Consider the following 13,913-nt stretch of genomic DNA (forward strand, 5'->3'; position numbering starts at 1 on the left):
CAAGGGGGAGTTTACAATGAAAGTAGAAGTATTTGAAAGCGAGCAAGGTAATTATAATTTACAAGACTATGAAAAGACATATCAGGACTTTGATTGGGATAAAGTGAAAAAAGCTTTCTCATGGAATGAAACAGGAAAAATAAATATGGCTTATGAGTGTATTGATCGTCATGTTGATAATGGTAAAGGCGATAAAATTGCACTTAATTATAGAGATGAAAAACGTAAAGAACAATATAGTTTTAATGAGTTGAAAGTGCTATCAAATAAGGCTGCCAACGTTTTAGTAGATAAAGCGAATGTTCAAAAAGGGGATCGTGTATTTATCTTTATGCCAAGAACGCCTGAACTATATTTTGCCTTTCTGGGTATTCTAAAAATTGGTGCTATCGTTGGTCCATTATTTGAAGCTTTTATGGAAAAAGCGGTAACTGATAGATTAGAAAATAGTGAAGCAAAAGTCATTGTTACTACAAATAGTTTACTAGGCAGAATTCCTAAGGATAAATTACCTCACTTAGAAACAATAGTAGTTGTTGATGATGAAGTTGATGAACAATATGTTGATTTCAATAAAGAATTGAATCAAGCAAGTGAAGAATTTGATATTGAGTGGTTAAAAGAAGATGATGGTTTAATCTTACATTACACATCAGGTTCTACTGGTCAACCTAAAGGGGTATTACACGTTCAAAAAGCAATGTTACTTCATTATATTTCAGGTAAATATGTATTAGATTTAAAAGAAGACGACATTTACTGGTGTACAGCTGATCCTGGTTGGGTTACAGGTACATCTTATGGTGTGTTTGCACCGTGGTTAAATGGTGTTACAAATTGTATAGCTGGTGGTCGATTCTCCCCTGAACAATGGTATAGCATGATTGAAACATTTAAAGTAACAATTTGGTATACTGCGCCTACAGCATTAAGAATGTTAATGAGCGCTGGTGATGATGTAGTAGAAAAATATGATCTATCATCATTACGTTCAATTTTATCTGTTGGTGAGCCACTTAACCCTGAAGTTATTAAATGGTCTAAAGATGTATATGATAAACGTGTATTAGATACATGGTGGATGACAGAAACAGGGGGCCATATGATTGTGAATTATCCTGCAGTTGACGTTAAATTAGGTTCTATGGGTAAACCATTACCGGGAATAGAAGCTGCTATTATAGATGACTCAGGTAATGTATTACCACCGAACAGAATGGGTAATTTAGCTATTAAAAAGGGTTGGCCATCTATGATGTATTCAATTTGGAAAAACCCTGAAAAATATAATTCTTACTTTATTGGAGATTGGTACGTTTCTGGTGATTCAGCATATCAAGATGAAGATGGTTATTTCTGGTTCCAAGGCCGTGTTGATGACGTTATTATGACTGCTGGTGAGCGTGTAGGTCCATTTGAAGTAGAATCGAAATTAGTTGAGCATGAAGCAGTAGCTGAAGCGGGTGTTATCGGTAAACCAGATCCTGTCAGAGGCGAAATTATCAAAGCCTTTATTTCATTACGCCAAGGCTATGAACCTTCTGATGAGCTAAAAGCAGATATTCGTAAATTTGTTAAAGAGGGGCTATCAGGTCATGCAGCACCAAGAGAAATAGAATTTAAAGATAAATTACCTAAAACACGTTCTGGTAAAATTATGAGACGTGTGTTAAAAGCTTGGGAGCTTAATTTAGATGCAGGCGATTTAAGTACGATGGAAGATTAAACTTTAATGAATATAAGTAAGCTAGGACAATTATTGGTCCTAGCTTTTTTAATGATTAAAGTTGACCTAAGACGAAATAAAGGTTTTTGAGTTCATACTATGATGTATTTTTACTTTAAATGTTTATATTTATAAAATAAATTTATTTAAATTAGCAGATTTATCATAAAATTAAGTTAAATTTTACACAAATCATTGGAAACGCTCTCAAAAATTCGACATCGCTTACATTGTTAGTTATTATTAATATGTAAGATTAAAAGAAACCTTAAGCAACTGATTTGAGGTATTCTTACATAAATCAAATTATAATTAACAAGGGGTTGAAATAAGTTGGCACATTTATCAGATTTAGATATTGCTAATCAATCAGAACTAAAACCTATTGGAGAAATCGCTGAAAAAGCTGGAATCCCAGCAGACGCATTAGAACAATATGGTCACTATAAAGCTAAGATTGATATCAATCAAATCAAACCAAAAGACAACAAAGGGAAAGTCGTTTTAGTAACTGCAATGAGTCCAACACCAGCAGGTGAAGGTAAATCTACAGTTACTGTTGGATTATCTGATGCGTTCAACGAATTAAAGAAAAATGTAATGGTAGCTTTACGTGAACCAGCATTAGGACCTACATTTGGTATTAAAGGTGGGGCAACTGGTGGAGGTTATGCGCAAGTATTACCAATGGAAGATATTAACTTACACTTCAATGGTGACTTCCACGCAATTACTACTGCAAATAATGCTTTATCTGCATTTATCGATAACCATATACATCAAGGTAATGAATTAGGCATTGATGTACGTCGTGTTGAATGGAAACGTGTATTAGACATGAACGACCGTGCATTACGTCATGTAAATGTTGGTTTAGGTGGACCTACTAACGGTGTACCTCGTGAAGATGGTTTCAATATTACAGTTGCCTCAGAAGTAATGGCAATCTTATGTTTAGCTCGTAATATTAATGACTTAAAAGAAAAAATTAGCCGTATTACTATTGGTTACACTCGTGATCGTAAACCAGTTACAGTTGCAGACTTAAAAGTTGAAGGCGCATTAGCAATGATTCTTAAAGATGCTATTAAACCTAACTTAGTTCAAACTATTGAAGGTACACCTGCATTAGTTCATGGTGGACCATTCGCTAACATTGCACATGGTTGTAACTCAATTTTAGCTACTGAAACAGCACGTGATCTTGCAGACATCGTTGTAACAGAAGCAGGATTCGGTTCAGACCTTGGTGCTGAAAAATTCATCGACATTAAAGCTAGAGAAGCTGGTTTTGAACCTTCAGCAGTAGTTTTAGTTGCAACAGTCCGTGCCCTTAAAATGCATGGTGGCGTAGCTAAAGATGACTTAAAAGAAGAAAATGTTGAAGCAGTTAAAGCTGGTATTGTTAACTTAGAACGTCATGTTAACAACATCCGTAAATTTGGTGTTGAACCAGTTATCGCATTAAATGCATTTATTCATGATACAGATGCTGAAACTGAAGCTGTAAAAGCTTGGGCTAAAGAAAATAACGTTAGAATCGCTTTGACTGAAGTATGGGAAAAAGGCGGTAAAGGTGGCGTTGAATTAGCTAACCAAGTACTTGAAGTTATTGAACAACCAAATGATTTCAAATTCTTATATGATTTAGATCAATCATTAGAAGAAAAAATTGAAACAATCGTTAAAGATATCTATGGTGGTTCTTCAGTTACATTTAGTAAAAAAGCTAAAAAACAACTAAAAGAATTTACTGACAATGGTTGGGGTCAATATCCAATCTGTATGGCTAAAACTCAATATTCATTCAGTGATGATGCAACTGCTTTAGGTGCTCCAACTGATTTTGATATTACTATTAGAGAATTAGAGGCTAAAACAGGTGCAGGATTTATTGTTGCATTAACAGGTGCAATCATGACTATGCCTGGATTACCTAAAAAACCAGCTGCATTAAATATGGACGTTACAGAAGACGGCCATGCAGTAGGCTTATTCTAGTAGATTGAAGTACCGACTATTATAATGTACTATTATGTTACGTTGAAAACTGTCGACAAAGCGCAAAACTTTGTCGGCAGTTTTTTTATGAATTTGCTTTTGAAACAAAATATGAATTTAATTAAATAAGATATTTCATCAGTTATGCAGATTGATTATTATTTAATTGCGGTTTTGTAAGTAAATGGTCATAGATATGATAACGTTTAGCGTGGCGGTATTCCTCTTTATCGATTACACCTTCAACAAGCATTCGTTTTAATACATAATGTTGACGATCAACACTGATTTTGACTTCTTTATAAGTTTTTAATTCACCATTCTCTTCATACGGTGTATACATATACGGGCTTTGTAATAAACCAATAAGGTAAGCAGACTGTGCAATATTTAAATCTTTCGGTGGAATACCGAATAAACTATAGGACGCAGACGCAATACCTGTAATATTGTTACCTTCATAATCTCTACCGAAAGGTACAATATTTAAATATGTATAGATGATTTCATTTTTTGACAATAAATTTTCAAGACGCATTGCTAAAATAAGCTCATTTGCTTTTCGACTATATGTTTTTTTACTTGATAGCACTTGGTTTTTAACTAATTGCTGAGTAATTGTACTACCACCAGTGCTTTGATCAAGATTAAATACATCTTGTATCATTGCTCGTACGAGTGCTTTTGGAAGGATACCTTTATGTTTATAAAACATGGTATCCTCGGAAGAGGTAAGGGCTTTAATGACATTTGGATTGACGTGTTTAGGACCTACTATTAGAGAGTTCTCAGATTTATCATATTCACTTAAGACATCAGAATTTTCATGATTTATTAAATCGTCACCTGCAAAATGCAAGACTTTCTGTTTTAATTCACGGTCACTTATTTTAGACGATTCATGCGTTAAATGATTAAAATAAATAACTGTACCTATAAATCCTATTAAACATATAAATAACCCAACACTAAATAATCCTACAATTGCATGTTTCGTTTTTTTGTAGAACTTTTCAAATGAATTAAACTTAGTATCTCTATTAATGTTGGTTAACATCTCTTTCACCTTAAGCTTCCTGAAATTTAAATATAGTATACCATAATCACTGATTTGACTTTTATATTTTTAATACTTATAATTAATTACAATTCAATATATTTTGGATAAGAGGACAAGTAATATATTTGTGATTTCCAGAGAGTTAGTGGTAGCTGTGAACTAATAGTTGCACTTATATGAATACACCTCATTATGAATTGTCCAACGTTTATTAATGAACGTATCATTGATAGAGTGAATAGCAATATGCTATTTAAGTATGGTGGTAACGTGCTCAAGCGCCCTTACATTTAACGATGTATGGGTGCTTTTTATTTTTCATAAATAGAGTATAGATCACTAAATATTAAAAATAAGTCTTTGTTTAGGAGGAATATAGATGTCAAACGCTTTAATTGAAGAGTTACAATGGAGAGGTTTAATTTATCAACAAACAGATGAAAGTAGCATTGAAGAATTATTAAATAAGGAACAAATTTCTTTATATTGTGGTGCTGACCCTACTGCTGATAGTCTGCATATTGGTCATTTACTTCCCTTTATGACTCTAAGACGTTTCCAAGAACATGGTCATCGACCTATCGTTCTAATTGGTGGGGGAACTGGTATGATTGGTGATCCATCCGGTAAATCTGAAGAACGTATACTACAAACAGAAGACCAAGTAGAGGCTAACGTTGAGGGTATTAGTGCTCAAATGCATAAATTATTTGAATTTGGTACTGATAAAGGTGCCATTTTAGTTAATAACAAAGATTGGTTGAGTCAAATCTCATTAATTAGTTTCCTAAGAGACTATGGTAAACATGTTGGTGTGAACTACATGTTAGGTAAAGATTCTATTCAATCTCGCCTTGAGAATGGTATATCTTACACTGAATTCACTTATACTATACTTCAAGCTATCGACTTTGGTCATTTAAACCGTGAATTAAATTGTAAATTACAAGTTGGTGGTTCAGATCAATGGGGTAATATCACTAGTGGTATTGAATTAATGCGACGTATGTATGGACAAACTGAAGCATATGGTTTAACAATTCCTTTAGTTACGAAATCGGATGGTAAGAAATTTGGTAAATCAGAATCAGGTGCTGTATGGTTAGACGCTGACAAAACAAGCCCTTATGAATTTTACCAATTTTGGATTAATCAATCAGATGATGATGTCATTAAATTCTTGAAATACTTCACATTTTTAGATAAAGATGAAATTAATCGTCTCGAAGAATCTAAAAATCAAGAACCTCATTTAAGAGAAGCGCAAAAAGCCTTAGCGGAGAATGTTACAGAATTTATTCATGGTAAAGAGGCATTAGATGATGCCATTCGTATTTCTAAAGCTTTGTTTAGCGGCGATTTAAAGTCATTATCAGGCAAAGAATTAAAAGAAGGCTTCAAAGATGTTCCTCAAGTTGAATTATCAACTGAAACTTCAAATATTATTGATGTCTTAATTGAAACAGGCATTGCGACGTCTAAACGCCAAGCACGTGAGGATGTTAATAACGGTGCTATATATATTAATGGGGAAAGACAACAATCAGTAGACTATGAATTAAGCAATGAGGATAAAATAGATGATGAATTTACAATCATTCGTCGTGGTAAGAAAAAATATTTCATGGTTAACTATAAATAATAAGGTGTAATTTTATTGGCAATGTAGCGAAATCTTATAGACTTTGCGCATTGCCCTTTTTATGAAAAATAAATAGAGTACGGGTATAATAAATGTGTTATAAAGATTAAAAAGAAGTGATGAAATGACCAATAATAAAGAAGAAATTTTAATGAGTAGCTTTAGAGATTTGTTTAATAAAATAGGTTGGCTAAATAAGGATAAAATGGAACAGGCACTTAAGGGGTTCAAATCATCTGAAGTTCATTGCGTTGAAGCGATTAAAGAATATCAGAATCCCAATGTACAATATTTGGCGAATAAGCTATTTATGACAAGAGGTGCAATTAGTAAATTAACAAAACGTTTGCAGCAAAAAGGTTTAATTGAAAGTTTTAAAAGTAAAGACAATAAAAAAGAAATATATTTTAAGTTAACTACACAGGGTGAAAGCGTTTATCAAATTCACTCTGAATTACATGAAACGTTTCAAAAAAGAGATCAAAGTGTTTTTGACAGCATGACAGAAGATGAATTTAACAATATGATGACCTTCATTAATAGGTATAATCAACATTTGGATCAACTAATCGAACAAGAGCATCGATCATTATAAGAGATTAAACTTAAAAACTCGCTTACAGGTTAAGCGAGTTTATATGTTATATATTGTTGACAAGGAAACAAAAAGAGAGTGTATTTTGTTGACGTGGAAACAATATATAGGAGGCACATATGTCAAAATTAAATGATAGTCAAGTATCTAGAGAAATTATGATAGCTGCTTGGGCAATAGCATTGGGAGCTATAGCACCTATGTTAGATTCAACAATGATTAACATTGTAATCAAACAGCTTAACAACACATTTAATACAACAATTGAAATCACTCAGTGGGGGATAACAGGATATGTCCTTGCTTTAGCGCTAGTTATTCCAATAGCAGGATGGCTGGTTAATCAATTTAATGGTAAGTATGTATTTATCGGAGCCTCAATTCTATTCGGAATTACATCTGTATTAGCTGGTATTAGTTGGAATGCAGAGAGTTTTATTGTGTTCAGAATAATTCAGGGAATGTCTGCGGGCATAATTACAACGTTAATGTTCACGCTATTGATTAAGACAACGGGTCAAGACAATATTGGGAAAGTCATGGCTGTCGTAAGTACACCTATGATATTCGGGCCCATCTTAGGACCAGTTATTGGTGGATTTATAATTCATATTGTGTCTTGGCGCTGGATGTTCTTTATTAATGTCTTAGTCGTAATCATCGCTATATTATTGCAAATTAAATATTTACTGAACTTTGTCCCTTTTAATAAAAGTAAGTCCATTGACATTTTAGGAATGATACTGTTAGGTCTTATTAGCATATCAACCATATACGGCTTAACAAAAGCAAGTGATTACCATAGTTTTTATAATAGAACTACTATTCTTCTTTTAATTATTGGTTGTATTATGATACTTATATATTATATTCATAATAAAGTTAAACATGATAATACTATTTTGCCGTTGTCACTTTTTTGTAAGGGAAATTATACAGCATCGTTTATAGGCTTATTTCTCTCAAACATAGGTATAATGGGACCTATGGTCATAATTCCGTTATATTTTCAGACATTTAAGCATTACACTCCTATTGAAGCAGCTTTAGCTCTGATACCACAGGGAATAGGAATGCTTATTACAAGACCATACTTGGGGAAATTAATCGATCAGTATGGAGCGAAATGGGTGGTTTTAATAAGTGTTATAATCTCGATGTTTGGATCAATACCTTTATTATTTATTACAGATCATACTAGTATCATTGCTCTATCCATCATCTTATTTTTAAGAGGATGTAGTATTGGGGGCATTAATTTAGGTTTAACTACTGATACATATATGGGCATTAAAGAGAGCGTATTAGCTGAAGCGGGTGTGGGAATTAATATGATTGAAAATATTGGTTCGAGTTTTGGAACAGCTTTCATAGCAACAATTATTAGAGTTGTAATAAATCAATTAGGTAAATCCTTGATGCACAATATAATCGCTTATCATGCTAGATTCTTAGTATCAGTCATTACATTATTTTTAATCATCGTTCCAGGACTATTTCTTACCCAGAAGTCAAAGGCGACAATTTAAGCATTAAGAAGGCCAGTAATTGATTTTGAATAATCATTTACTGGCCTTATGAGTAAATTCTGTTCTTTTGTTAGAAAAACTATTGTATAAATTGACTGTTTCGACTATTGTCTGATTCAGAGTCAGATGATTGATTAGATGATATATCGGACTGGCTTTTTAGATTAACATTAACTGTTAGCGTTTTTCCATCACGTATGACAGTTAGTTTAGCAGTCTCACCAGGCTTCTTATTTTGATACAGATAAGTTCTTAAATCAGTATCTTCTTTTACAGTTTTATCATCTATTTTAGTAATGATATCTCCTGTTTTTAATTCACTTGAGCGACTTACTTTAGCAACATAAATACCATCATCACGATCTGTGTTTAATTCTTTTTTATAAGAATCAGGAATATCACTTAAATTTAGTAAACCAATTCCTATAGAAGGGCGTTCAATTTTACCGTTTTTAACAAGTTGTTCAATAGTTACTTTAACTTCATTACTTGGAATAGCAAAACCAATACCTTCTACTTGCTCAGCGGCTATCTTCATAGAGTTGATACCAACCAAGTTACCATTAATATCTACTAATGCACCACCAGAGTTACCAGGGTTTATTGCAGCATCAGTTTGCAAGACGTTAACTTTAGTACCACCAGAAGTAGTATTTGACTCAATTGTACGCTCATTCGCTGAAATAATTCCAGAAGTAACTGAATTAGCAAATTCCAAACCTAGAGGATTACCCATAGCGAATACACTATCTCCTGTTTGCACTTTAGAAGAATTAGCAAATTTAATTGATTTGATACCCTTAGTATTATCTATTTTCAAGACAGCTATATCTGATACAGTATCCTTCCCAATTAACTTCGCTTTAACTTGTTTACCACTATGTAATTGGACTTTAATTTCAGAAGCACCACTTATCACATGGGTGTTTGTCACAATATAAGCAGAATTATTATTGATTTGATAGATGACACCAGAACCAATACCTGCTTCTTCAGATTCGGATGATGATTTACCTTGTAAAAAATCTTCTAAGCCATTAGCTTTTTGCATATTAATGACACCTACTATCGCAGGTGATACATCTTTAATCATTGCATTAACAGATTTATATTTATCACTTTTTCCGTCTAATACATTTCCACCTTTACTATTATTGGCTTCTTGAACTTGGGCACCACCATTATCTATTCCAACTAAACCCATTATTTTACTAGCACCTAAGACAAGTAAAGCACCTATCACACCAGCAATCAATGCAACGATAATTGTTTTAAACCATGGGAATTTAGGTTTTCCAGGTTGAGGTTGCTGATAGTTGTTATAAATTGATTGATTCTCTTGATTAAATTCAGACATATTTAACCTCCATTATAATATTAACCCTTTATTTAATTATGAAAGGTTTAATTAAATTTTGCCAGTAATCCACCATCAGACTTTAGATGTATCTTTTGATTAGTTGTTCATAAATAAGGATAATGATAAAATCAATAAAGTATAGAAATCAATAAGCAGGTGACATGATGTATCAATTTATAAGTAGACTATTAGATTTGATATTAGTCAAAATGGCTAAATCATTGTATGTTATTGGAAAGGAGAATATACCTAAAGATAACAAATACGTAGTAACATGTACTCATGAAAGTTATAATGAAGTGATTATGTTAGGTATGGCATTAGTTCCTAATGAAATTCATTACATGGCTAAAAAGGAATTATTTAATAACAAGTGGTTTGGACAATTTTTAACTTCATTGAATGCTTTTCCTGTTGACCGTGAAAATCCAGGACCAAGTACATTGAAAAGACCAGTTAATTTGTTAAAAGAAAATAAAACTGTTGGTATCTTCCCAACGGGACATCGTACATCAGCTGAAGGGGCTCCATTAAAAAGAGGCGCTTCAACTATTGCAATGTTAGGCAAAGCGCCAATTTTACCAGCAGCCTATGTTGGACCTAAAAAATTACATGGCTTAATTACTGGTCAGGCACTTATTAAATTTGGTGAGCCAATTTATCAATCAGATATTCCTAAAGATTTAAAAAGAAATGAAAAAATAGATTATTTAACACATGAAATTGAAAGACGTACAGCACAATTACAAAAAGAACTACACTTAATTCAAGATAGTTTAGAAAAATAAATTATAGTAACTAATTAACAATAAACACTCTATTTAATGACTCTAATAGTTATTTTAATAGGGTGTTTTTGTTTTTAAATATACACTTAATTAATTTCGGTGAGTTTAATATGTGAATTGTTATTTTTATAAACTTATTTAAATTTAAAATTTTACATTTATATGTTTAAGAGCTTTAACGTGTTAGATACCTATATGCTCATTATATTTTTAAAATGATTTAAAATTGACACATCAAAAGCGCTTACATTTATGATAAATTAATAAAGGAACTATATACATAACTTAGTTATATATAAATTATTTGAATAATACGTGTTTTGGGAGTGAGTAGAATGTTTAAGTTTTTTCAAAATTTAGGTAGATCTTTAATGCTACCAGTAGCTGTTTTGCCCGCTGGCGCAATTATCGTAGGTATAGGTAATTTGCTTAAAGCATTAAATTTATTACCAACAGTGTCGTTGTTCTTCACTACTGTGGGGACAGCAATACTAGGTCAACTAGGGCTTATCTTTGCAATTGGTGTAGCAATAGGCATGGCTAAGAAAAACGATGGTGCAGTGGCTTTAGCAGGTGCATTAGGATATGCACTGGTTGTAAAAGTTTTATCTCCAGAGTTTATAGCACCATTATTTAATATAAAAGAAAGCGCTGTGAACGATGGATTTAGTAAGATGGATAATTCAAATGTGTTTATAGGGATTATTATTGGATTAATCGCGGCTTATTGTTATAACAAATTCAGTGATGTTGAATTACCAACAGCGTTATCATTCTTTAGTGGTAAGCGATTAGTTCCAATCATGACTGTTTTCTATTGTACGTTCTTAATTGCGATTTTATTATTTGCTTGGCCATTTATATATTCAGCAATTGTAGCTTTTGGTAAATGGCTAATTGGTTTTGGACCATTCGGTGCATTCCTATACGGCTTCTTTAACCGACTATTAATTCCTACTGGGCTTCACCATGCATTAAATGCTGTGTTCTGGTTTGATACAGCAGGAATTAACGATATCGGTAAATTCCAAACTGGACAAGATGCAATCAAAGGTATTACTGGTCGATATCAAGCAGGGTTCTTCCCAATTATGATGTTTGGTATGCCAGCTGCAGCGTTGGCGATGTATCACACCGCTGAATCTGCTCAGAAAAAACAAGTATATGGTTGGTTTATAGCAAGTTCCATTTCTGCATTTATGGTTGGTGTAACTGAACCGATTGAATTTGCATTTATGTTTGTTGCACCGGTATTATTTGTAATCCATGCATTATTAACCGGTTTGTCATTATTTATAGCTGCACTATTCCATTGGACAGCAGGATTCTCATTTAGTGCAGGTTTAATTGATTACGCATTATCACTAATCAATCCAGTGGCTAATCATCCGTTAATGATTTTAGTTCAAGGCATTGTATTCTTCGCTTTATATTACTTTATCTTTAGATTTGTCATTAAAATCTTTAACCTCAACACAATTGGTCGTGGTGACAATTTATTAGCTGATCCAACTGTTAATACGACTGAGAAAGATGGGGCAGAAACTACAAGTAAAAGCAAATATCATCACACAGCAAGTCAAATCTTAGAAGGATTAGGTGGTAGTGAAAATATTACTACATTAACCAATTGTGCTACTAGATTAAGAATGGAATTAAAGGATAATTCTATTATTGACGAACAAAAAATTAGAAATGCAGGAGCGGTAGGCGTAACCAAAAATGGTCAACACTCAGCACAAGTTATAATTGGCACTCATGTACAGCAAGTCGCAGATGAAATTGAAAAGCAAATGTAAAATTTATAGTTTCATTTTTTAAAAGTATTAAGACAGACAAAATATGTCTTACTGATTTGATAAGATATAACCATATTGATAAATATCTGTTGTTCAATTAACTGATGAATTTTAGGAGGCTACCTAGAATTCATCAGTTTTTTATTATTGACATTGAGATATAAGACGTTAAGATTATAAGTATCAGAATATTCAAAAATAATGGAGCGAAAAGTCATGAAATCAATTTTGTTTGATGTAGACGGTGTATTCTTAAGTGAGGAACGTTGTTTCGATACGTCAGCTTTAACTATAGAGACATTACTCAAAAGTGAACATTTTTTAGGTTTAGATAAATCATTTAAATTAAATGCGTTAAGTGACGAAACTATAAATGATATTCGCAGTAAAGTATTTAATGATGATATCATTCTTAATCGATTAAAATCAATGGGATTAAATTCAAATTGGGATATGTTATTTGTCGTTTTTTGCATACATTTTATCCATTTGATGAAAGAATTTACAGTTCAAGAGATTAAAGACATAATAACTGATAATCATTTTTCAGTAAAAAGTATTCAAGAAATTCAATCAATGATTAACAAAAATTTTAGAATTGATTATGAACTTCCTATGAATTTTATTAGTCAAAGTCTAGGTGGTAAAGATAATATTTATGCCGAGTTGCAACAATATGCTAGAGAAGAATTAAATGTTAATGATGCAAGCCTCTTTAAACTTAAAGGACCTCTATGGTTTGTTGCAAGAGATTTATACCAAGAATTATACTTAGGTTCTGAATTATTTAAGCAAGTTGAAGAAAAGCCATCTATTCTTGAGGGCATTAATGGTTTTATTTATCACGAAACTGTTCTTAGACCTGTTGAAGAGATTAAGTCCTTGCTTAGTACTTTAAAAGAAAGAGGCTATCATCTTGCAATAGCTACAGGTAGACCTAGAACTGAAACATTAGTTCCATTTGAATCTTTAGGTTTAAAAGCGTTCTTTTCAGATAATCACATTGTTACTGCAAGTGATGTTATGGAAGCTGAAAATGAATATCCTGACTTTATACCTCTAGGTAAGCCTAATCCTTTTTGCTATATTGCTACTCTATATGGAAATAACAAGGAGAATTATAAACAATTCATTAGCCAACAAGATCAAATTGTAAATAAAGAAGATGTAATCATTGTTGGTGACTCACTGGCTGATTTATTCTGTGCTAAACAAATAGGTGCTACTTTTATAGGAACATTAACAGGTTTAAAAGGGCAAGAGGCTCGTAAAGAATTGGAGCATCATGAAGCGGATTATATTGTTGATCATATAGGTTTGATTAAAAATATTTTATTGTAAGGTTAATTCACCATAAATTGATATTAAATCATTAGTATTAATACGCCCCTCAGTGATGAAGTAAAATCCATC

10 protein-coding genes are annotated in these 13,913 nt (G+C 32.4%); 8 read left to right on the forward strand and 2 right to left on the reverse strand.

Going from position 1 to position 13,913, the window contains the following annotated elements; all coding sequences use genetic code 11:
* Positions 1 to 16 precede the first annotated feature (16 nt).
* Entirely contained in the window at positions 17 to 1,726 is a 1,710-nt protein-coding gene (gene acsA, locus EQ029_RS05530) for an acetate--CoA ligase (protein WP_016930822.1), read from the forward strand.
* 333 nt (positions 1,727 to 2,059) lie between these two features.
* Positions 2,060 to 3,727 (forward strand): formate--tetrahydrofolate ligase, encoded by a 1,668-nt coding sequence (locus tag EQ029_RS05535; protein ID WP_011275491.1) that lies wholly within the window; start codon positions 2,060 to 2,062, stop codon positions 3,725 to 3,727.
* Between the two features lie 142 nt (positions 3,728 to 3,869).
* Here EQ029_RS05535 and EQ029_RS05540 read toward each other — a convergent pair whose 3' ends face one another.
* On the reverse strand, positions 3,870 to 4,784 hold the full coding sequence (locus EQ029_RS05540) for a biosynthetic peptidoglycan transglycosylase (RefSeq protein ID WP_011275492.1): 915 nt from the start codon (positions 4,782 to 4,784) through the stop codon (positions 3,870 to 3,872).
* A gap of 382 nt (positions 4,785 to 5,166) precedes the next feature.
* Between EQ029_RS05540 and tyrS the strand changes: the two genes are divergently transcribed.
* From tyrS to EQ029_RS05555, 3 genes are all read left to right on the forward strand, one after another.
* Positions 5,167 to 6,429, forward strand: a complete 1,263-nt coding sequence (tyrS, locus tag EQ029_RS05545) for a tyrosine--tRNA ligase (protein ID WP_011275493.1) — start codon at positions 5,167 to 5,169, stop codon at positions 6,427 to 6,429.
* Positions 6,430 to 6,553: 124 nt separating this feature from the next.
* Positions 6,554 to 7,024: a MarR family transcriptional regulator gene (locus EQ029_RS05550; protein WP_016930823.1), complete on the forward strand. Its 471-nt coding sequence runs from the start codon at positions 6,554 to 6,556 to the stop codon at positions 7,022 to 7,024.
* Between the two features lie 119 nt (positions 7,025 to 7,143).
* Entirely contained in the window at positions 7,144 to 8,553 is a 1,410-nt protein-coding gene (locus EQ029_RS05555) for a DHA2 family efflux MFS transporter permease subunit (protein ID WP_037558113.1), read from the forward strand.
* A 79-nt stretch (positions 8,554 to 8,632) separates the two neighbouring features.
* Here the strand turns inward: EQ029_RS05555 and EQ029_RS05560 are convergent, their stop codons facing one another.
* Positions 8,633 to 9,910 (reverse strand): S1C family serine protease, encoded by a 1,278-nt coding sequence (locus EQ029_RS05560; RefSeq protein WP_016930825.1) that lies wholly within the window; start codon positions 9,908 to 9,910, stop codon positions 8,633 to 8,635.
* 167 nt (positions 9,911 to 10,077) lie between these two features.
* Here EQ029_RS05560 and EQ029_RS05565 point away from each other — a divergent pair, with 167 nt between their 5' ends.
* The 3 genes from EQ029_RS05565 to EQ029_RS05575 all read left to right on the forward strand — a co-directional run bounded on the left by EQ029_RS05565 (position 10,078) and on the right by EQ029_RS05575 (position 13,841).
* Positions 10,078 to 10,701, forward strand: a complete 624-nt coding sequence (locus EQ029_RS05565) for a lysophospholipid acyltransferase family protein (protein WP_011275497.1) — start codon at positions 10,078 to 10,080, stop codon at positions 10,699 to 10,701.
* 335 nt (positions 10,702 to 11,036) lie between these two features.
* On the forward strand, positions 11,037 to 12,500 hold the full coding sequence (gene nagE / locus EQ029_RS05570; RefSeq protein WP_046464762.1) for an N-acetylglucosamine-specific PTS transporter subunit IIBC: 1,464 nt from the start codon (positions 11,037 to 11,039) through the stop codon (positions 12,498 to 12,500).
* Between the two features lie 216 nt (positions 12,501 to 12,716).
* Complete coding sequence (locus tag EQ029_RS05575; protein ID WP_049426362.1) at positions 12,717 to 13,841, forward strand: HAD family hydrolase; 1,125 nt, start codon at positions 12,717 to 12,719, stop codon at positions 13,839 to 13,841.
* Positions 13,842 to 13,913 lie beyond the last annotated feature (72 nt).

Origin of the sequence: Staphylococcus haemolyticus (genome assembly GCF_006094395.1) — a bacterium.
GTDB classification, from domain to species: domain Bacteria; phylum Bacillota; class Bacilli; order Staphylococcales; family Staphylococcaceae; genus Staphylococcus; species Staphylococcus haemolyticus.

Coding starts and splice junctions, on each gene's coding strand:
- EQ029_RS05565 (WP_011275497.1), top strand. CDS start 10,078: ATGTATCAATTTATAAGTAGACTATTAGATTTGATATTAGTCAAAATG.
- EQ029_RS05540 (WP_011275492.1), bottom strand. CDS start 4,784: ATGTTAACCAACATTAATAGAGATACTAAGTTTAATTCATTTGAAAAG.
- acsA (WP_016930822.1), top strand. CDS start 17: ATGAAAGTAGAAGTATTTGAAAGCGAGCAAGGTAATTATAATTTACAA.
- EQ029_RS05555 (WP_037558113.1), top strand. CDS start 7,144: ATGTCAAAATTAAATGATAGTCAAGTATCTAGAGAAATTATGATAGCT.
- EQ029_RS05550 (WP_016930823.1), top strand. CDS start 6,554: ATGACCAATAATAAAGAAGAAATTTTAATGAGTAGCTTTAGAGATTTG.
- tyrS (WP_011275493.1), top strand. CDS start 5,167: ATGTCAAACGCTTTAATTGAAGAGTTACAATGGAGAGGTTTAATTTAT.
- EQ029_RS05575 (WP_049426362.1), top strand. CDS start 12,717: ATGAAATCAATTTTGTTTGATGTAGACGGTGTATTCTTAAGTGAGGAA.
- EQ029_RS05560 (WP_016930825.1), bottom strand. CDS start 9,910: ATGTCTGAATTTAATCAAGAGAATCAATCAATTTATAACAACTATCAG.
- nagE (WP_046464762.1), top strand. CDS start 11,037: ATGTTTAAGTTTTTTCAAAATTTAGGTAGATCTTTAATGCTACCAGTA.